Annotated in this window: 20 protein-coding genes; 6 read left to right on the top strand and 14 right to left on the bottom strand. The window is 73.0% G+C overall.

Going from position 1 to position 19,352, the window contains the following annotated elements; all coding sequences use genetic code 11:
- Nucleotides 1-12: 12 nt before the first annotated feature.
- Together ABD714_RS14325 and ABD714_RS14320 are read right to left on the bottom strand one after the other, a co-directional pair.
- Nucleotides 13-1,251: an RNA polymerase sigma factor gene (locus ABD714_RS14325; RefSeq protein ID WP_344813058.1), complete on the bottom strand. Its 1,239-nt coding sequence runs from the start codon at nt 1,249-1,251 to the stop codon at nt 13-15.
- A gap of 31 nt (nt 1,252-1,282) precedes the next feature.
- On the bottom strand, nt 1,283-1,675 hold the full coding sequence (locus tag ABD714_RS14320; RefSeq protein ID WP_344813057.1) for a YciI family protein: 393 nt from the start codon (nt 1,673-1,675) through the stop codon (nt 1,283-1,285).
- 154 nt (nt 1,676-1,829) lie between these two features.
- On the opposite strand from ABD714_RS14320, the gene ABD714_RS14315 reads away from it, so the two are divergent.
- From ABD714_RS14315 to ABD714_RS14305, 3 genes are all read left to right on the top strand, one after another.
- Nucleotides 1,830-2,510: a M23 family metallopeptidase gene (locus ABD714_RS14315; protein ID WP_344813056.1), complete on the top strand. Its 681-nt coding sequence runs from the start codon at nt 1,830-1,832 to the stop codon at nt 2,508-2,510.
- 54 nt (nt 2,511-2,564) lie between these two features.
- Nucleotides 2,565-3,221 (top strand): DsbA family oxidoreductase, encoded by a 657-nt coding sequence (locus tag ABD714_RS14310; RefSeq protein WP_344813055.1) that lies wholly within the window; start codon nt 2,565-2,567, stop codon nt 3,219-3,221.
- 161 nt (nt 3,222-3,382) lie between these two features.
- Complete coding sequence (locus ABD714_RS14305) at nt 3,383-4,249, top strand: phytanoyl-CoA dioxygenase family protein (RefSeq protein ID WP_344813054.1); 867 nt, start codon at nt 3,383-3,385, stop codon at nt 4,247-4,249.
- Between the two features lie 19 nt (nt 4,250-4,268).
- Here the strand turns inward: ABD714_RS14305 and ABD714_RS14300 are convergent, their stop codons facing one another.
- From ABD714_RS14300 to ABD714_RS14275, 6 genes are all read right to left on the bottom strand, one after another.
- Nucleotides 4,269-6,713 carry an ABC transporter permease gene (locus ABD714_RS14300; RefSeq protein WP_344813053.1) on the bottom strand — a complete coding sequence of 815 codons (2,445 nt, stop codon included), beginning with the start codon at nt 6,711-6,713 and terminating at the stop codon, nt 4,269-4,271.
- Between the two features lies 1 nt (nt 6,714).
- Nucleotides 6,715-7,482, bottom strand: a complete 768-nt coding sequence (locus ABD714_RS14295; protein ID WP_344813052.1) for an ABC transporter ATP-binding protein — start codon at nt 7,480-7,482, stop codon at nt 6,715-6,717.
- Nucleotides 7,483-7,593: 111 nt separating this feature from the next.
- Nucleotides 7,594-8,259 carry a response regulator transcription factor gene (locus tag ABD714_RS14290; protein ID WP_344813051.1) on the bottom strand — a complete coding sequence of 222 codons (666 nt, stop codon included), beginning with the start codon at nt 8,257-8,259 and terminating at the stop codon, nt 7,594-7,596.
- Nucleotides 8,256-9,518 carry a sensor histidine kinase gene (locus tag ABD714_RS14285; protein ID WP_344813050.1) on the bottom strand — a complete coding sequence of 421 codons (1,263 nt, stop codon included), beginning with the start codon at nt 9,516-9,518 and terminating at the stop codon, nt 8,256-8,258. The genes ABD714_RS14290 and ABD714_RS14285 overlap by 4 nt, the downstream gene beginning before the upstream one ends.
- A gap of 91 nt (nt 9,519-9,609) precedes the next feature.
- The gene (locus ABD714_RS14280) at nt 9,610-10,299 is read right to left on the bottom strand and encodes an HAD family hydrolase (protein ID WP_344813049.1); all 690 of its coding nucleotides are present in this window, start codon (nt 10,297-10,299) and stop codon (nt 9,610-9,612) included.
- A 31-nt stretch (nt 10,300-10,330) separates the two neighbouring features.
- On the bottom strand, nt 10,331-10,741 hold the full coding sequence (locus tag ABD714_RS14275; RefSeq protein WP_344813048.1) for a hypothetical protein: 411 nt from the start codon (nt 10,739-10,741) through the stop codon (nt 10,331-10,333).
- A gap of 166 nt (nt 10,742-10,907) precedes the next feature.
- Between ABD714_RS14275 and ABD714_RS14270 the strand changes: the two genes are divergently transcribed.
- Entirely contained in the window at nt 10,908-12,497 is a 1,590-nt protein-coding gene (locus ABD714_RS14270; protein ID WP_344813047.1) for a molybdopterin-dependent oxidoreductase, read from the top strand.
- A gap of 77 nt (nt 12,498-12,574) precedes the next feature.
- Here the strand turns inward: ABD714_RS14270 and ABD714_RS14265 are convergent, their stop codons facing one another.
- The 3 genes from ABD714_RS14265 to ABD714_RS14255 are packed head-to-tail and all read right to left on the bottom strand — an operon-like array spanning nt 12,575 to nt 14,915.
- Nucleotides 12,575-13,471 carry an LLM class flavin-dependent oxidoreductase gene (locus ABD714_RS14265; protein ID WP_344813046.1) on the bottom strand — a complete coding sequence of 299 codons (897 nt, stop codon included), beginning with the start codon at nt 13,469-13,471 and terminating at the stop codon, nt 12,575-12,577.
- Between the two features lie 59 nt (nt 13,472-13,530).
- Nucleotides 13,531-14,133, bottom strand: coding sequence for a GNAT family N-acetyltransferase (locus ABD714_RS14260; protein ID WP_344813045.1), 603 nt, complete (start codon nt 14,131-14,133; stop codon nt 13,531-13,533).
- A 20-nt stretch (nt 14,134-14,153) separates the two neighbouring features.
- Nucleotides 14,154-14,915: an HpcH/HpaI aldolase family protein gene (locus ABD714_RS14255; protein ID WP_344813044.1), complete on the bottom strand. Its 762-nt coding sequence runs from the start codon at nt 14,913-14,915 to the stop codon at nt 14,154-14,156.
- Between the two features lie 254 nt (nt 14,916-15,169).
- On the opposite strand from ABD714_RS14255, the gene ABD714_RS14250 reads away from it, so the two are divergent.
- Both ABD714_RS14250 and ABD714_RS14245 read left to right on the top strand, forming a co-directional pair.
- Complete coding sequence (locus ABD714_RS14250; RefSeq protein ID WP_344813043.1) at nt 15,170-16,315, top strand: sensor histidine kinase; 1,146 nt, start codon at nt 15,170-15,172, stop codon at nt 16,313-16,315.
- The gene (locus ABD714_RS14245; RefSeq protein WP_344813042.1) at nt 16,312-16,959 is read left to right on the top strand and encodes a response regulator; all 648 of its coding nucleotides are present in this window, start codon (nt 16,312-16,314) and stop codon (nt 16,957-16,959) included. Before ABD714_RS14250 ends, ABD714_RS14245 begins: the two co-directional genes overlap by 4 nt.
- A 129-nt stretch (nt 16,960-17,088) precedes the next feature.
- Here ABD714_RS14245 and ABD714_RS14240 read toward each other — a convergent pair whose 3' ends face one another.
- The 3 genes from ABD714_RS14240 to ABD714_RS14230 all read right to left on the bottom strand — a co-directional run bounded on the left by ABD714_RS14240 (nt 17,089) and on the right by ABD714_RS14230 (nt 19,093).
- Nucleotides 17,089-17,946, bottom strand: coding sequence for a PHP domain-containing protein (locus ABD714_RS14240; protein WP_344813041.1), 858 nt, complete (start codon nt 17,944-17,946; stop codon nt 17,089-17,091).
- A 192-nt stretch (nt 17,947-18,138) separates the two neighbouring features.
- A complete protein-coding gene (locus ABD714_RS14235) occupies nt 18,139-18,276 on the bottom strand; it encodes a hypothetical protein (RefSeq protein ID WP_344813040.1) in 138 nt (45 codons plus the stop codon).
- Between the two features lie 166 nt (nt 18,277-18,442).
- Nucleotides 18,443-19,093 carry a DUF305 domain-containing protein gene (locus ABD714_RS14230; RefSeq protein ID WP_344813039.1) on the bottom strand — a complete coding sequence of 217 codons (651 nt, stop codon included), beginning with the start codon at nt 19,091-19,093 and terminating at the stop codon, nt 18,443-18,445.
- Between the last annotated feature and the right edge of the window lie 259 nt (nt 19,094-19,352).

Below are 19,352 nucleotides of genomic sequence, written 5' to 3'. Positions count from 1 at the left end.
GATCCGGCGATCTCAGGTGAGCGCCTCGCACCGCTGGTGGAGGTAGCGCTGTTCGGCGATGCTCGTGGCCAGGCGGGCGGCCTCGGCGTACGCGAGCCGGGCCTCCGCCGGCCGCCCCGCCAGCGCCAGCAGGTGCGCACGGACCGCGGGGAGCCGGTGGCTGTGACGGAGCTCCGCTGACGTCGCCAGCGGTTCGACCATCTCCAGGCCGGCCTCGGGACCCTGCACCATGGCCACGGCGACGGCGTGGTTCAGCCGCACCACCGGACCGGGGTCCTGCTCGGCCAGCATCCGGTAGAGCAGCTCGATCTGGGCCCAGTCGGTGTCCTCGGCCCGCTCGGCTTCCGCGTGCACGGCGGCGATGGCGGCCTGCAGCTGGTAGGGCCCGACGGGGCCGACGGGCAGCGCCGCCTCGACCAGGGCTACGCCTTCCCGGATCCGGCCCCGGTCCCAGCGGCGACGGTCCTGCCGGTCCAGCGGGATCAGCGACCCGTCGTCGTCCAGCCGCGCCGCCCGGCGGGCGTCGGTCAGCACCATCAGCGCGAGCAGACCGGCCACCTCCCCGTCCGCCGGTAGCCGCGCCCGCAGCCAGCGGGTGAGCCGGATGGCCTCCTCGCTGAGGGACACGTCGTAGAGGTCGCGACCGGCGCTGCTCAGGTGGCCCTCGGTGAACACCACGTAGAGCACCTGGGTCACCGCCGCCACACGGGCGGGCAGCTCGGTGACCGGCGGCACCGCGAACGGCTGGTCGAGCTTCCGCAACCGGGTCTTCGCCCGGCTGATCCGCTGCGCCATGGTGGCCTCGGGCACCAGGAACGCGCGGGCGATCTGGGCGGTGGTCAGCCCGCCGAGCGCCCTGAGGGTCAGGGCGACCTGGTTCGGGCGGGACAGCGCGGGGTGGCAGCACAGCAGCAGGAGCAGCACCGAGTCATCCACCGTCCCGGCGTCCTCATCCGCTCCGGGCGTCTTCCGACGGTCCGTCGGTGTCCGCTGCAGGTCGAGGTGCTCCCGCCCGGTCCGGGCCGACTCCGACCGCACCTGGTCGATCAGCCGCCGGGAGGCGACAGTGGTCAGCCAGGCGTCGGGACGGTCGGGGACCCCTTGGCTGGGCCACTGCTGGTACGCGGCCAGCAACGCCTCCTGCAGGGCGTCCTCCGCCGCGGCGAAGTCACCGAAGCGGCGCACCAGGGCAGCCAGGACCTGCGGCGCGTACGCCCGCCACAGGTCCTCCGGGGGCGGCTGCAGGCTCATCGCGTCCCGCTCGACAGTGCCACGGACCCGGTCAGTGGTCGTCGCCGCCGGCCCACATCGCCGGTCGGAGCTCGACCGTGCCCCCGGGCTGGGTGAAGTGGGCGGCGATCTCCTCCGCCCGCTCCCGGGTGGCGCAGTCGATCAGGAAGAAGCCGGCCAGGTGCTCCTTGGTCTCGGCGTACGGTCCGTCGGTGGTCAGGTGCGCCTCCGGGGTCCAGCGGAACAGGGTGGCCGACGCCGGGTCGGCGAGCGCCTCGGCGACGACGAACTCCCCGGACGCGGAGATCTCCTCCATCAGCGCCTCGAAGCCGCGGTCCATCTCGGCGTGCTCCTCGCTCGGCAGCGCCCGGCCCTCCTCGGTGAACTGCTGGGTGGGGTGACCCCAGGGCTGGGGGTTGCTGTGGATCAGGATCACGTACTTCACGGTTGACTCCTCGTGCTCGCGGCTCCGGATGAGCCTGACATCTCCAGGTCGGAGCCGGCCAGTCGATCTCGACACCCCTGGGCGAGGTTCTGCGTCGGCGTCCCGGGCGTCGGAACCCGGGGGCCGTCACCCCCGCCCGGCGTACGGTGGGCCGATGCTGCCCGACGAGGGGCCGGACGCCCGGTCACCGGTGCTGCTGGTGCTGCCGTTCCACGGACGCTGGCAGGCGCGCAACAGTCCCGCCCGCCGAGTTCCGAGCCACGGGACGCACCGGTTCGGCGTCACCTACGCCATCGACTTCGTCGCGGTCGACCACCACGACCGCTCGGCACCGGCGTCATGGCGGTCGGCGCTGTCGGTCGAGCCGCCGGAGGTCTTCCACGGCTTCGGCCTGCCGGTCCTGGCTCCCGCCCGTGGCACGGTCGTCCTCAGCCACGACGGCGAGCCCGATCACGTCGCCCGGCGGTCACTGCTCGCCCAGATCCCGTACGCGTTGAGCCAGGCCGCCCGGGTCCGGGCGGGGGCTCCGGCGGTGGCCGGCAACCACGTGGTGCTCGCCCTCGGCGCGACGGGACCGTTCGTGCTGCTCGCCCACCTGCGTCGCGGCACCGTCTCGGTGTCTCCCGGGGACGAGCTGGAGGTCGGGACGCCTGTGGGGGAGTGCGGCAACTCGGGCAACAGCACGGAGCCGCACGTGCACGTCCAGGTCACCGACTCCGTCCGATGGGCCACCGCACGCGGGTTGCCGATCTCCTTCCGCCGCGCCGGTGTCGAAGCGGGGGATGGCTCGGCCGGCTGGCTGCCGGCGGAGGCGGAGGTCGTCGACGCCGGCTGAGGTCCACCGCCCGCTCCGGGAATGGCGGGGCGGGGCTCGCGCGTTCACCGACACGTGAGCCAACCGATCAAGGTCGACATCTGGTCCGACATCCAGTGCCCCTGGTGCTACATCGGCAAGCGCAAGTTCGAGGCGGCCGTGGCTGCGGAGGGCGCCGACGTGGAGGTCGAGTACCACTCCTTCGAGCTCGCGCCCGACACGCCCGTGGACTTCGCCGGATCGCCGCTGGACTACCTGAGTGAGCGCAAGGGGATCGCCCCCGAGCAGGCGCAGACCATGATCGACCGGGTGGTCGGGATCGCGGCGGCGGTGGACCTCGACTACCACTACGAGACCATCCACCAGACCAACACCGTGCTGGCCCACGAGCTGCTGCACCTTGCCAAGGCGCACGGTCGCCAGGCCGAGCTGAAGGAACGGCTGCTGGCTGCCTACTTCGTCGAGGGTCGGCACGTCGGGCGGGTCGAGGACCTGGCCGACCTGGCCGCCGAGGTCGGGCTGGACCGCACCGAGGTGGTGGCCGCCCTCACCGACCACCGCTACCAGGCCGACGTGAAGGCCGATGTCGCGCAGGCAGCGGCGTACGGGATCAACGGCGTCCCGTTCTACGTCTTCGACCAGAAGTACGGGGTGTCGGGGGCGCAGGAGACGGAGACCTTCCGGCAGGTGCTCGAGCAGGTCCGCGCCGAGGCCGGGCAGCCGATCGCGTGACCGAGCCGTCGCGCGGACCGGTGACCCCCCGGTCGCTCATCAGCCTCGGGGACCAGGCGTCCGGTGACGTCTGCGTGGACGGCTGGTGCGGTCCGGCCGACACCGGTCCGTCTGACACTCGTCCGGCAACTCAGGTCCCAGCGGCAGAAGGAGGATCGTCCATGATCACGATCACCCCGACCGACCGGGAGCGGGGCACCGGCGTGCTCTCCGACGAACACCGGCGGGTCGCCGCCGACGCGCTCCGGACCGACGGCCTGGTGGTGCTGGCCGACGTCGTCGATCCGGCCCACCTGGACGTCCTGCACGAGCGGATGATCGCCGACCTGGACGCGTTGCGCGCCCGGCCGGACACGCCCTACAACTGGAACGCCGGCAACCTGCAGCAGGACCCACCGCCGTTCCCGCCCTACCTGTTCGCCGACGTGCTGCTGAACCCGTACGTGATCGCGGTGACGTCGGACCTGCTCGGTCCCGGGCTGAAGAACGTCATGTACGGCGGCAACACGGCCCTGCCGGGCGACCAGCGCCAGCCGGTGCACGCCGACACGGGTCACCTGTGGCCGCTGGACGCGTTGGAGGTCGCCCACCCGGCGGCCCAGCTGGTGGTCAACGTGGCCACTGTCGACGTCTCGCCGGCCAACGGGGCCACCGAGCTCTGGCCCGGCACCCACCGCGAGCTCGGGGTCGGCATCGGCGACGACATCACCATCGACGCCGAGCGGCTGGCCGCCCGCCGCGCGGTGGCGCCGCCCTTCCAGCCGACGTTGCGACGCGGCAGCATGCTGATCCGCGACATCCGCCTCTGGCACGCCGGGATGCCGAACACCACGTCCCGGCCCCGGCCCATGCTGGCGATGATCCACAGCAGCGCGTGGCTGCAGACCGGCACCCCGCTCCGGTTCCCCACCGGCACGGAGTCCTTCTTCGCGCACCCGGTGCTGACCACGGCGGCGCGCTTCACCGACGAGCCCATCGACCACATCGCCGCGCCGCACGGCTTCGCGTTCGACGGCCTCACCGGCTGAACCCGCCGCCGCGGCGTGCTCAGGCCTCGGCCAGAGCCTCGACCGGCCGGGCGCGCGCCGCCTGGCGGCCCGGTGCGACCGACGCGAGCGCTCCGGCGACGACGGCGACGGCGACGACCACCGCCGTCTGACGGCCGGAGACGGCGAACCTGATCTCGGCGAAACCACCCTCCGCCGCCATGGCTGCCGTGCCGATCATCCCGAACCCGATCCCGGCGAGGACCCCGACGCCGGCACCGACCAGCGCCAGCAGCACCGCCTCGGCGACCAGCATCCCGCGCAGCTGTCGCCGCTGGAGACCCAGAGCCCGCAGCAGGGCGGACTCACGACTCCGCTCGATGACCGACAGCGCCAACGAGTTGCCCATCCCGACCAGGGCGATCACCACGGCCACAGCCGTCAGCGCGGTCGCGATCTGCAGCAGCGCCGTGAGCACGCTGGTGATGGCGGCCACCTGCTCGAGGGACCCACCCACCTCGAGCCGCGGATGGGCGGCTGCGACCGAGCGGATGCCGTTCATCACCGCAGCGGGGTCGGCGCGCTCGCCGGCGGCAGCCCACACCGCCGTCACCGGGGCGTCGGGAGCGACCCGCTCGAGCGCCTGGGTGGTGATCACCAACGAGCCCGCGTCGGCGACGTCGCTGGCCCGCAGCACGAAGGTCGACGACCTCGGCCCCACCGTGACCTGGACGCGGTCCCCGTCGGCCCGGCCGAGCATCTCCAGGGTGAACGGGTGCGCCAGGGCCGTGTCGTCGTCGAGCTGGCCGAGCCCGGCGGCGACGACCGCTCCGGCGTCGGCTCCGAGCCCGTCGAGCCGGACCGTCGCGGCCGCGGTGGACGCCTGGGCCGAGGGCACGGCGAGGGCGGCGCGGACGTCGGGCAGCGCCCGGACACCGGGCAGCACGTCGGCGGGCAGGACACCGCTCGGCGCTCGGACGACGGCGTCGACCGGGAACTCGTGGCGCACCGAGGCGAGGGTGCTGCTCTGGATGCTGGCCGCCCCGACCTGCAGCGTGACGATCAGCCCGACGCCCAGCATCAGCGACGCGCACACGGCGGCCGCCCGGGCCGGGTTGCGCACCGTGTTCGCCGCCGCCAGACGAAGGCTCGGACGGCTCCCCTGCAGCAGCCGGGACGCACCACGGAACACCGGCGGAAGGTAGACCGGGGCGAGCCCGATGACGGCCGTGGCCAGCAGTGCGGAGCCGGCGACGCCGAGGAGCAGGGCGCCGCTGCCACCGCGGAGCAGCCCCAGGGTGACCAGGCCGGCCCCCAGCACACCCAGGGCGGAGCCGACGCTCCCGCGGACGAGAACCGAGCGGCGAGCGGCGCCCACGTCGGCCACAGGTCGCAGGGCGTCCAACGGACTGACCACCATCGCCCGCCGCGCAGGAGCCAGGGCCGACACGAGGGTGACCACGACGCCGGCGAACCCGACCAGCACCAGGGGCAACGGCCGTAGCGCCAGACCGCCCGCCAGCGACCCGGAGATCGCCGCTCCCACCGCCGCGACGACGATGCCGAGGGCGAGGCCGACCACCGAGCCGGCCAGGCCCACCAGGAGGGCCTCCACGAGCAGGTTCCGGCCGACCTGTCCTCGGGTTGCCCCGACCGCTCGGAGCAGACCGATCTGCCGCCGCCGCTGCGCGACCACGATGCCGAAGATGTTGCTGATGATCATGGAGCCGACCAGCACGGCGATGCTGCCGAAGCCCAGCAGGAGATAGCGGATCACGTCCACCCCGCCGGTGAGCCCGGCCAGCTGGCGGGCGGCGAGGGCCTGGGAGGTCATCACCTCGGTCTCCGGCGGAAGGCGCTGCTCCAGGGCGGCGGCCAGGGCGGCTGGGTCCTCGCCGGGCCGGGCGAGGACCAGGTACTCCGTCGACCCGCCCGCCAGCAGCGGTGAGGCGGTTGTCACCACCCCACTGCTCTGCAGGTCGGAGAAGAGCGACGCCGACTCGTCGACGAGTCCCACCACCCGGAGGTCGCGCAGGTCGTCGGTGCCGTTCGCGGTGCCGGCCTGCACCCGGATGGTGTCGCCGACCCCGATCCGGGCCCGTTCGGCGGTCGCTCGGCCGAGACTGATCTCGTCGGCCCGCTCCGGCCAGGTCCCGGCCCGCAGGGTCATCCACTGGAGCCGGCGATCCTGGGGCCGCGAGCCGAGCTGCAGCAGACCGCGCTCCCCGGCGGCGCTGAAGTCCAGCCAGGTGGACCGGGCCCGTTCCACGGTGTCCACGCCGGGGGTGCCGGCGATGGCAGAGGTGAGGTTGCGCTCGTCGACCGGCCGCACGACGACGCTGCTGCCGGCGGTGCGGACCGCGACGGACCGCTGCAGCGCGGCCGACTCGGTGTCCACGAAGACGAGACAGGCGACCAGGAAGGCGACACTCAGCGCGACGGCCAGCAGGACGCCGAGCAGCCGGGTCGGATGAGCCCGGACCTCGGCCAGGGTGGTCTGCAGCACGTCAGGCTCCGACCTGGCTCAGCTCGACCCGGAGGGAGTCGGCGTCCGGACGATCGAGGTCGCCCACCAGCCGACCGTCGTTGATCAGCAGCGCGCGGTCGGCGTACGCCGCCGCCCCCGCGTCGTGGGTGACCATGACGATGGTCTGACCCAGCTCGCGGCTGGCCGTGCGCAGCTGGGAGAGCAGCACCTGACCGTTGGCGGAGTCCAGGGCTCCGGTGGGCTCGTCGGCGAAGATCACCGCGGGCTCGGTGATCAGGGCCCGGGCGATGGCGACGCGCTGCTGCTGCCCACCGGACAGCTCACCGGGCCGGTGCCCCAGGCGGTCGGACAGTCCCAGCGAGGCGCAGACCCGCTGCAGGCGGTCCTCGTCCACCGACCGTCCCGACAGGTCCAGCGGCAACAGGATGTTCTGCCGGGCGGTGAGGGTCGGCAGCAGGTTGAAGGACTGGAAGACGAAGCCGACCCGGGTCCGGCGCAGCAGGGTCAGCTCGGTGTCCCGCATCCGGCTGATCTCCTGCCCACCAAGGAAGACCCGGCCGTCGCTGATGGTGTCCAGTCCGGCCATGCAGTGCATCAGGGTGGACTTGCCCGACCCCGACGGTCCCATGATCGCGGTGAAGCTGCCGGTCGCGATCGCCACGCTGATCCCGTCCACGGCCCGGACGGCCTGCGGTCCGGTCCCGTAGGTCTTGACCAGGTTGAGGGTGCTGACGGCGATGGTGGCGCGTTCGGTGAGGAGGTCCGCGGCGGAGAGCGTCGAGTTCATGCCCCCAGCCTGGTCGGCACCGCCGCCGGGCGCATCGGAGCAGAGTCGTCCTCCTCGAGACCATGATCATCCCCTGGTCGGAGCCCGACGGTGATCACGTGCGCTGGCCGGTCAGCGAGGACGCGGGGCCAGACCGGTCTCGTACGCGAACAGGACCAGCCCGACGCGGTCGCGGACGACCAGCTTCGCGAGCAGGCGACCGATGTGGGTCTTCACCGTCCCCTCGGCGAGGTAGAGCCGTGCGCCGATCTCGGTGTTCGAGGCACCGTCGGCGATCTCCACCAGGACGTCGATCTCGCGTTCGGTCAGCACCGCCAGTCGCGGGTCGGGGCCGGTCGGCGCCGCCGTGCTGGGCAGTGTCGGCAGCACGTGGTCGAGCAGGCGCCGGGTGGCGCTGGGGGCCATCACCGCGTCCCCCGCCGCCACGTTGCGGATGGCCGAGAGCAGCTCGGCGGGCCGGGCGTCCTTGAGCAGGAATCCACTGGCCCCCGCCTTCAGACCGGCGTAGACGTACTCGTCGAGGTCGAAGGTGGTCAAGATCAAGACCTTGGGCGGCTGAGCCCGGGCCGTCAGTCGACGCGTCGCCTCGACCCCGTCCATCCGGGGCATCCGGATGTCCATCAGCACCACGTCGGCGGGTGTCCGCGACAAGGCGTCCACCGCCTGCTGGCCGTCGGCGGCCTCGCCGACCACCTCGAGGTCGTCCTCGGCTTCGATCAGCAACCGGAAGCCACCGCGGACGAGGGCCTGGTCGTCGACCAGGAAGACGGTGATCATGACGCACTCCGGGTGGCGGGGGCCGGTGCGGGCGGCATCAGCGGGAGGGAGGCCCGGACGGTGAAGCCGCAGCCGGGTCGGGGACGGGCGTCCAGCGTGCCGTGCAGCAGGGCCACCCGCTCGCCCATCCCGCGCAGGCCGTGACCGACGGCCGGCGGTGCGGTGCCGGTGGCCACCGGGTCGGCCGGTGCGGGTCCGGTCGCGGTGCTCCCGGGCCCGGTGGTGCCTCGGGCGGCGGCCCCCCGCCCGTCGTCGCTCACCTCGATCTCGATCGCGTCCGCGGTGTAGGCCACAGTGACCTGGCCGGTGGCCTGCGGTCCGGCGTGCTTGAGCACGTTGGTGATCGACTCCTGGACCACGCGGTACGCCGTGAGGCCGACGGCCGCGGACACCGAGGGGGCGGAGCCGAACGTGGTCAGCCGGAAGCGGTCGCCCGAGCGGGCCACGAGCTCCTCGATGTCGGCGACACCGGGGGAGGGGAGGTAGCTGGGATCGGACTCGCCGCCACGGAGCAGGTCGACGATGCGGCGCATCTCCGCCAGGGAGGTGCGTCCGGTCTCGGCGATGGTGTCGAGCACCTGAGCGCCGACCTCCGGCTTCCGGAGCACCACGGCCCGGCCGCCCTCGGCCTGGACCACGATCACCGACAGGGAGTGCGCCACGATGTCGTGCAGCTCGCGGGCGATCCGACTGCGCTCGTCGACCGCGACGGCCCGGGCCCGTTGCTCCTGCTCGGACAGCTCCAACCGGCGACGCTCGGAAGCGGCGCGCGTCTGCTGCTCGGTCGCCTCCAGCCGCTCCCGGAGCCGACGACCCAGCAGGTAGGCGCCGGCCACGATCGCCGCGCAGGCGGTCGCGGTGACGGCGAAGCCGACCAGGGCCCCGGAGGCAGTCAGACCCAGCCACCGGGCCGGGCCGATCGCCGCGCCGGCCAGACCGACCCACAGCGCCGCGGTGCCGGCCGCCGGGGTTCCGTAGCGAGCGACCGCGTACACGATCATGGGCACGACCACGATGCTCAGCGACGGTGCCGGCAGCAGCATCGCCTGGCCGAGAGCGATCGTCGTGGCGAGCACCAGGGCCAGGGTCGGGTGACTGCGGCGGACCAGCAGGGTGGCGGTCAGCAGAAAGGACAGCAGCCACGTCTCGACGTCCTCCCCGCCGGCGGCCACACCGCAGAACACGGTGACCGCCGCCGCCAGCAGGAAGTCGAACACCCAGCGGGGATCGCGGACGAGGGGCGGGGCGGGCGTGGTCATGACCGCGTCAGCCTAGGTGCGCGCCGCCTCGACCGCATCGGACCACGGTCTGACCTCGTCGAACCGGGGTGGCAGTCGGGGACGACCGCCGTCAGAGTCGGAGGTCGGCGACGCGGGCGATCGTCTCCACCCCGTCGTCGCCGATCCGGCCCGGCGAGGTCCCGGGGACGACGTGGACCGCGTGCAGGCCCGCAGCCCGGGCGGCGTCGATGTCGTTGGTGCGGTGGTCGCCCACCATCAGCACCTCGTGAGGCGGCAGCCCGAGGGCCCGGCAGGCCGCCTCGTACGCCAGGGGGGACGGCTTGGCGGCGGGGAGCTCCTCGGACACGCAGACCAGCAGCCGGGTGTCGCTCAGACCGATGGCCGCGAGCTTCGCCCGCTGCTGAACCGCCTGCCCGTTGGTGAGGACGCCGACCCGGTAGCCGCCGTCGAGGAGCCGCAGGACGAGCTCCGGTCCGCCGGGGACCGCCCGCCAGCTGACGCGGTAGTGCGCCAGGTAGGTGGCGAACTGCGCGTCGAGCTCCGCGTCCGACGCCTCGGCGAGGCTGAGGAAGGCGCGGACCCGCGCCCGCCGCTGGTCGAGCATGCCGATCTCACCCGCGGCGTAGCGGGCGAAGTGCTTCTCCTCCAGCGCCCGCCACCGGCCCACGGTGGTCTCGTCGTCGTCGCCCCACCCGGGCACGGACCTGACCAGGTGCCGGACCGCGGCCGCCGCCGCGGCGGAGTGGTCGAGGAGCGTGTCGTCGAGATCGAACAGCACACCACGGACGTCGTACGGCACGTCGGTCAACCTAGTGGTCCGGGGGCCGGCGTCAGCTCCCGGAGGCACGTCCCAGGTTGCTGATCACGCTGACCAGCAAGGCGATGCCGAACACGACCAGCGGGTAGAGCCAGACGCCCCAGCGGCGCGGCCGGCTCCAGGCGATCAGGCCGGTGACCAGACCGGCCATCAGGAACGGGAACAGGACGACCCCGGCCGTCTCCGGGTTCAGGTCGCCACCGGTGCCGATCAGCGCCACGACCAAGATCAGCAGGTAGAAGCCGCCCGCGAAGCCGAACGACCACGCGAAGGCACGCGGGTTCGCCCGGTAGCCGACCCACACCGGCCAGTCCGGCGGCGGCGGTCCCCAGGCGGGATCCGGCTGCCAGCCGGGCGGCGGGACCCAACCGTCCGGTGCGGCGGGCCAGTTGGGCGGGGGGTTGAAGCGACGTGCCAGAGCCATCGGGGGAGTGTGCCACCCGGGACGGTCACGGACCGAGCGGGCGGGCCGGGGGCGGTCGGGCCGTGGGCGAGCTCGGGGACGGTCACCCGTCGCGAGCTCGGGGACGGTCACCCGTCGCGAGCTGCCCGCCGTTGTGGAACGGCTCCAGCCGACGCAGGATGGGCGCATGACGCAAACGGCGCCCCGCGCCGAATCACCCCTCGCGCCCGCTGCCGACCCCCGGGCCTTCCCCACCGGTCGCTGGGCCGAGGTGTGCGGCGTCGTGGGTGGTCTGGCCGGCATGGCGATCGCCGATCTCCTGGCCTGGGCCCTCGCGCCGAGCGGCGCCCCGGTGCCGGCCGTGGGTTCCATGATCATCGACCTGCTGCCGGCGGGCCTGGTGAACTGGGGCAAGGAGACACTCGGCACGGCCGACAAGCCGGTGCTGCTGGTGATCATCGTGCTGGGCGTGCTGGCGCTGTGCGGCCTCGCCGGTCGGCTGGAGCAGCGCCGGGCGTACGGCGGGGGGCTGGTGTTCGCCGCCGTCGCCGCGGTCGGGTTGGTCGCGGTGCTGACCGGTGGCCAGTCGTCGATCCGCGCCGTCGTGCCCACAGTGGGTGGTCTGCTGCTCGGCTACCTGCTGCTGCGCGCGCTGATGCTGCGTCGGGAGCGCTGGTCCCTCGCGGCCGCCGGGCCGGACCCGGACGCCGCCAGGATGGCCCGGCGCACGTTCCTGCGCTGGACCGGTGTGGTCGCGGCCGCGGCGGCGGTCGGCGCGGTGGCCGGTCGGGCTCTGGTGGCCACCGCCGGGGCCGTGGAGGAGGCACGCTCGCGCTTCCGACTGCCGACCCCGACCCGTCGTGATCCGCTCCCCGCGGGGGTCGACCTGGGCCAGGAGGGACTGTCGCCGTACGTGACCCCGAATGCGGACTTCTACCGGATCGACACCGCTCTGCAGGTGCCGATCCTGTCGGCCGACGACTGGTCGTTGACGATCACCGGGATGGTGGACCGGGAGATCACCCTCAGCTTCGCCGATCTGGTCGCGCTGCCGCTGGTCGAGCACGTGGCCACGTTGACCTGCGTCTCCAACGAGGTGGGCGGTGACCTGATCGGCAACGCCGTCTGGCTGGGTCTGCCGATCCGTCAGCTGCTGGCCGAGGCCGGACCACGGGCCGGCGCCGACATGGTGCTGTCGACCAGCGAGGACGGCTGGACGGCAGGCACCCCGTTGGAGGCCCTGACCGACCCGGACCGGCTGGCTCTGCTGGCGGTCGGGATGAACGGCGAGGCGCTGCCCCTCGAGCACGGCTACCCCGTACGGATGGTCGTCCCGGGCCTGTACGGCTACGTGTCGGCCACCAAGTGGGTCCGTGAGCTCAAGGTGACGACCTTCGCCGAGGACCAGGGCTACTGGACTCCGCTCGGCTGGGCGGCCCAGGGCCCGATCAAGACGGGATCGCGGATCGACGTGCCCCGCAGGCGGTCGGCCGCGGCCGGCCCGGTGGTGGTGGCGGGCGTCGCCTGGGACCAGCACACCGGCATCGCCAAGGTCGAGGTCGGCATCGACGGCGACTGGCGGGAGGCGGAGCTGGCCGAGGTGACCGGGCCGGACACCTGGCGGCAGTGGCGCTACCGCTGGGACGCCACGCCGGGCAGTCACGAGGTAGCCGTCCGCGCTACCAACGCGGAGGGGTCGACCCAGACCGCGGACCTCGCCGCGCCGGCTCCGGACGGGGCCAGCGGCTGGCACACGATCACGGTCGACATCGGCTGACGCCGGTGACGCCGGTGACGCCGGTGCCGCCGGTGCCGCCGGTGCCGCCGGGACGGCGCTCCGGTCGACGCGTCGGCTCAGCCGGCGGCCAGCAGGGGCTTCACCTCCCGACCGAGGAACTCCACCAGACCGAGCAGATCGGGCTCGTCCCGGGTCGGCTGCACCGCAATGGTGGTCACGCCCAGCCCGGCCAACCGACGGAAGTCGGCGGCCACCTTTTCGGCGTCACCCGCGGAGCCGATGCCCGGGTCGGGCTCCTTGCCCCAGAACGGGATCTCGGCGTCCACCCGCTCCCGGGCCCCCGGACCCGTCGCCGTGATCGGGGCACTCACCATCGGCAGCGCGGGTGCACCCGGGTCGCGTCGCTGCCGGGCCGCGGACGCGATCGCGTAGGCGTCGGCGATCTCGGCGTCGGTGCGGGCGGCGCTGAGCAGGTAGACGTCGGCCAGCTCGCCGGCCAGGGCGACCGACTTGGGGCCGTCACCCCCGATGCCCAGCGCCGGCGGTTCGGCCGGCGGCCAGTCGAGGGTCACGGCGTCCAGCTGCACGTAGCGCCCGTTGACGCTGACCTCCTTCCCGGCCAGCAGGCGGCGGAGCGCCGTGGCGTACTCGCGGAGCAGCGTCAGCGGTGAGCCCACCCGGGCGCCGACCTGGCCCATCCAGGGCTGCACCCCGTGCCCGATCCCGGGCAGCAGCCGGCCGGGGAACAGCCGGGACAGGGTGGCGATCTCCATCGCGGTCAGGGCCACGTTGCGGAGCGGGACCGGCAGCAGCCCGATGCCCACCCGGACGGTGTCGGTCCAGGCCAGGGCAGCCGCGGCGGCGGCCACCCCGCTCTGCTTGAAGCAGTCCTCCCACACCCACAGGTCGTCGAGCCCGCACTCCTGGGCGGCCTGGGCCAGGTCACGGAGGTGCTCGGGGTGGAGGTACGGGACGTAGGTGATGCCGAGGCGCAGCTGGGAGGTGTCGGTCATCGGCCCATCGTGGCCGGTCCTGCCGACAGTGGCCAGGACCGGCGCCGGAAGGACCGTGGTCAGGGGCGGAGATCGAGCCGCATCACCCAGCGCGGCCGTCCACCGCTGCGCCCCGTCGTCGGTGCCACCCGGGCGAATCCGGCGGTCTCGAACAGCTCGACCGAGCCGACGTAGCCCGAGATCACGTCCACCCGGCCGCCGGCGGTCTCCACCGGATAGCCCTCCACCACCTCCGCCCCGTGGGCCCGGGCGTGCTCGACCGCTCCGGCCAGCAGGTGGTGGGCCAGCCCCCGCTTGCGGTACCCGGCTCGGACCACGAAGCAGACCGCCGGCCAGGCCGCCGCGTCGTCCAGGACGGGGATGGTCCGGGAGTGGAGCAGGCGCCGGTAGCTGGTGCGCGGTGCGATCGAGCACCAGCCGGCCACCACGTCGTCGACGTAGACGAGCACGCCCGGCCCGGGCTCGGTGGCGCACTCGGCGCGCATGTAGCCGGGGCGTTCCGCGTTCGTAGGCCGGCTGTCCCGGTACGACATGCACCAGCAGCCCCCGGCGTCGGGTCGCTGGGTGCCCACGACGGTGGCGAAGTCCTCGAACCGCCCGTACGCGGGCCGCACCTCGATCGTGGGCTCGTGGTCGGTCGGGTAGCGCGGCCTGGTCGCCATCCCGGCAGCGTACGGACGGCTCAGCGGCGGGCGGTCTCGAGGTGGGTCGCGGCGGCGGACACCAGGTGCCCGACGTCGTGGGCGACGGTGACCAGCGTGAAACCCTCGGCGAGACGCTGCGCAGCGACCTCCCCGCTCGGGGTGTGGATCCCGGCGATGATCCCGGCGGCCTCACAGGCCTCCCGGATCAGCACCAGGGCCGCCGCCAGGGCGTCGTCCGCCGCCGGGTCGCCGGGATAGGCGGCTCCCACCCCGAGCGCCAGATCGGACGGCCCGATGTAGATCCCGTCCAGGCCCGGGGTGGCGGCGATCTCCTCCACGGCGTGCAAGCCGGCCGATGTCTCGATCATGGCGAGCACCAGGACGGTGGCGTTCGCCTCGGTCGGAGCCGGGCCGATGCGCAGGTCGGACCGCAGCGGCCCGAACGACCGGATCCCGGCCGGCGGGTAGCGGCTCGCGGCCACGGCCGCCGCCGCGTCCTCGGCCGAGTTGACCAGGGGCACGATCACCCCCGCCGCGCCGGCGTCCAGCGCGCGCCCGATCGGGGTGGCGTGGTTGGCCTCCACCCGGACCAGACCGGAGGCGCCCGCGGCGGCGTCGACGGCGATCAGCGCTGCCGTCTGAGCCCGCCCGTCCAGCTCGCCGTGCTGGGCGTCGAGCACGACGTAGTCGTAGCCCACCCCGGCCAGCCGCTCGGTCAGCAGGGGACTGGCCAACGTCATCCAGTAGCCGACTACTGGCTGGTGGTTCCGGGCACGGTCGGCGAAGGCAGCAGCTGTCACGACGGCATTCTCCCCGGTCAGGGGCTTCCGCCGGCCGAGCGCCGGACCGGTCTCAGGCCTGAGCGAAGGATGATGGAGTGCGGAGCGGGTCGTCAGGCCTGGTGCGGTGTGCGGAGTGGCTCGGCGTCGAGGCCGGCGGCCAGGGGCAGCGGCCGCATCAGCCGGGAGGACCGGTGCGGCCCGGCCGTCGGGTCACCCGAGCTCTCGTCCTTTCGGTGGATACGCCGGGCCGTCGGACTGCCTACGCTGCTCAGATGGCCGCCGACGCACTCCGTTCGCTGTGGGTCGAACCTCGACCCACGAGTGCCCCGGACCGAGGGCCGCGGGACTGGGCCCTGGTCGCCGCGCTGGTCGGCTGGTCCGTGCTGGAGGTGGTTCTCCGTCAGGACCTGGCGCCACTGCCGCTGCTGCTGCTCGCGGCACTTGCGGTCATCGGCCCCCTGCTGTGGCGGCGCTCGCACCCGCTCGTCGCGGTGGCGTTCTCCTTCGGTGCGCTGACGATCGTCGACATCGTCAGGATCGTGACCGGGTCGCACGGCAGCCTGCTGAACAGCATGGCCGCGGCCCTGATCCTGACCTGGGCCCTGTTCCGGTGGGGGTCCGGTCGGGAAGCCGTCAGCGGCCTCGGGATCATCCTGCTCTGGCTGGCCATCACCAACGTCGCCGACACCACCAGCCCCGCGGATTCCGTTGCCGCGTACGGGTTCTTCCTGTTCGCCGCCGCACTCGGGGCCGCGATCCGTTATCGCGCGAAGATCCGCCTCCGGGACATCGATCAGGCCAAGGCCCGCGAACGCGAACAGCTCGCTCGTGAGCTCCACGACACCGTCGCCCACCACGTCTCGGGCATCGCCATCCAGGCCCAGGCAGGCCGTGCCATCGCGGCCTCCCACCCCGAGCGTGCCGTCGAGTCCCTTGCCGTCATCGAGGACGCAGCAACCCGTACGCTCACCGAGCTGCGCGCCATGGTCGGCGTGCTGCGCGCTCCGCAGGACACCGAGCTCGCGCCGCAGCCCGGCGTGGCCGAGGTCGGACAGCTCGCCGACGACGGCCGGACGCCTCCCCGGATCGAGGTGACGCTGGCCGGCCAGCTCGACGACCTCAGTCCGGCGGTCGGGGCCGCGATCTACCGCCTGGCCCAGGAGTCCATCACCAACGCTCGACGGCACGCCCGCCACGCGACCCGGATCACCGTCGCCGTCACCGGCGACGCCGACCACGTACGGCTGGCGATCGACGACGACGGTTCCGCCGCCGGTGGCCGCGCCCCAGCGGGCTACGGCCTGGTGGGCATGCGGGAACGCGCGACACTGCTCGGCGGCACCTTCCACGCGGGCCCCGCTGCCGAGCGGGGCTGGCGGGTCGAGGCCGTCCTGCCCCGAACCGGGGCGCCCCGATGAGCATCCGGGTCCTCATCGCCGACGACCAGCCCATCGTGCGCTCCGGGCTGACGATGCTGCTTGACGCCCAACCCGGCATCGAGGTGGTCGCCGCGGCCGCCGACGGGCGCGAGGCCGTACGCCTGGCGCTCCAGCTGCGCCCAGACGTCGGCCTGTTCGACATCCGCATGCCGCTGATGGACGGCATCGAAGCCACCCGACGTCTGGCGGGCCCCAATGTCACCGACCCCTTGCCCATCGTGATCATCACCACCTTCGACCTCGACGAGTACGTCCACGGCGCGCTCAAGGCCGGCGCCCGCGGCTTCCTGCTCAAGGACGCCGGACCCGCCCTGCTGACCCAGGCCATCCACGCCGCCGCCGACGGGGACGCGCTGATCGCCCCCAGCGTGACCGTCCGACTCCTCGCAGCGTTCGCCCAGGCACAGACCTCACCACCGAGGCAGCCGCTGGAACCGCTCACCGCCCGCGAGGAGGAGGTCCTCGTACCGGTGGCCCGAGGCCGAACCAACAACGAGATCGCCGGCGAGCTCTACATCACCCCCAGCACCGTGAAAGCCCACCTCGCCAGCGTGATGCGCAAGCTCAGCGCCCGCAACCGCGTCGAGGTCGCCATGTGGGCCCACGAGACCGGCCGCGTCTAGACCGTCGGAACGCTCGGTGCCGTCGGCTGCCGAACGCGCCGGCCTCCGCCAGATGCACCGAGTCCGGGCCCACCACCGTCGACCGAGACGGCGGTGTGCGCTGCTCGGCAGGCGCGATCGGACGCGCGTTCAGCGGGTCCAGAAGTCCTCGGGTCGCGATCCAGGAGAGAAGCCGACGTGGTCGAGCAGCGCGGTGGCCTCGTGGAAGTGCGCCGCGAGGCCTGTCGTTGCATGGTCGTCGCTCCCGAAGCTGACGGCGCGTCCGCCCTCCTCGGCCCACCACTGCGGGATCCACGGTCGCAGGGGACGCCCGGTGTTCATCTCGAGTGCACGCCCGGAGGAGGCGATAGCGCGCATGGCTTGCCGGAAACCGTCCTCGAACGGCCGGTGGTCGAAGGGGCCGTGCTCCTCGACGGGCCAGTAGCGGGCGGCGTAGTCGATGTGGGTGAAGACGTGGAAGTCTCCGCCGTCGACCATCGCCGGGATCTCTTGCAGATAGGCCCAGATCACCTCGGCCGGGTCCGAGAGCTCGCGGAACAGGGTCACCGGCTCACTACGGTGCCCGGCGTGCGGCAGGGTGTGCAGGGAGCCGTTCACTCGATCGAGCCCGGAGAGGTCGATGACGGCGTCGGCGGCACCGCCGTCGAGGTGCGGCTGACCGAGCTCGACCCCGGTGAGGATGCGGAGGTCAGTGAACTCGTGCCGACATCGCTCGACGGAGTCCAGGTAGCCGGCGACGTCGAGCGGCGGCGGCTGCATCCAGCCGTTCTGGTCGATCAGCAGGCGTTCATGGTCCGCGAAGTCCTCGGCGGCGGCTCGCCAACCGCTGAGGTCGAGGTGCTCGGTGAAGATCACCGCTGGTAGCCCGATGCGTACGGCCCGAGCGCAGGTGCGCCTCATGGTCCCGACTGCCGATGGCGACGTCGGGCCACCGGTGTCCCACGAGAACTCGCTGTGGACGTGGGTATCGGCCGGGAACGCTGCCATCACGCCACCGTCGCACGCGGGTGCACCGACTCCGGCGGCGGGTCAGGCTCGAGGCAGCCGTCGCCTCCGCCGTCCGCCGACTGGGCAGGGCAGTGGCCGGGAGCGACGACCGTTCTACCGAGGCGTGCACAGCCGGACGGTCAGAGGAACCCCGACACCCGACGGGACCCGCTCCACCACCTCGCCACAGGTTCAGTGGCGCTTGCGCTGATCCAGGGCGCGACGGATCCGGCTCTCCTTCTGACCGGTGATCTTTGCGATCAGCGGCACCCTGTAGCGGTAGGCGACCACGCCACCGACGATGAGGATGAGAAGAATCAGGAACGTCATGATCACTCCACGTGCGAGGCTGGTTCGGACTTTTCACGGTACCCGGGCACTCGGTGGTGACGACGTCGCCGCAACCCTGGCTCTGCCCTGAGATCACGGACTCCAGGTCGCCAGGTGGCTGGCTGGGTGGGGCCGATCGCCGTGAACGGCCCCACCCGGCGGGATGCTAGAGCTGCGTGAGCAGCTGGGTCATGACGGTGATCTCGGCCTGCTGGTCGGTGACGATCTGCTCGGCCAAGGTGAGCGCTTCGGGGCTGCGTCCGTTGGCGATCTCTTCCTGAGCCATCGTGATCGCGCCCTTGTGGTGGGTGATCATGCCGGTGAGGAACAGGCGAGCGGCGTCGTCACCGGTGGCTTGCTCGAGGGCGTCCATGTCGGTTTGGCTCATCATGCCGCCGCCCATGTCATGGTCCATGCCCATCGACGGGCTCGGGTCTTCGCCCCAACCGGCCAGCCAGCCGCTCATCTGCACGATCTCGGGACCTTGGGCGCCCTTGATCTGGATGGCCAGCCCGATGACGTCGGCGTCGATGCCGTCCTTGGCCACGATCAGGTCGCTCATGGCGACGGCCTGCCGGTGGTGCGGGATCATCGCCTGGGCGAACATGACGTCGGCGTCGTTGTGAGGGCCGGCTGCCGGGGTTCGGGTCATGGCCGGTGAGCTGGCGGTGGTGGGGTTGCCGGCGGACCCGTGGTCCATGCCGGGCATGGTCGACGTGTCGTGGGCGGAGCAGCCGGTGAGACTGGTCAGCACCAGGGCGGCCGCGACGACCAGACTGCCGCGCAGGTTGATGTTCGGGGTGATTCGAGAAGGCATGGCGTGCTCGTGCTCTCTGTGTGGATGGTGGGTTCAGCGCAGGTGGGGTCGGAGGGGCGAACCGGGTGAGGACGCGGACGACGAGTGGTCCTCCGGCTGCCTCGGGGCGGCCGGGTTCTCCGCTCAGGTACGGCTGATCGACATCTCCACAGGACTCAGGGGCCGGGGTCTGAAGCGTTCCCGGGGGCGGGGGACGGCTGGTTGGTTCGGCCGCGGCCGAAGGATCCCTCGTCCGGTCCGGGGGCGTGGGAGCAGGAGG

The organism is Microlunatus aurantiacus, from assembly GCF_039536605.1.
GTDB classification, from domain to species: Bacteria; Actinomycetota; Actinomycetes; order Propionibacteriales; family Propionibacteriaceae; genus Microlunatus; species Microlunatus aurantiacus.
The sequence above is the reverse complement of the archived record's forward strand: the minus strand, read 5'-3'. Positions and strand labels throughout refer to the sequence as shown.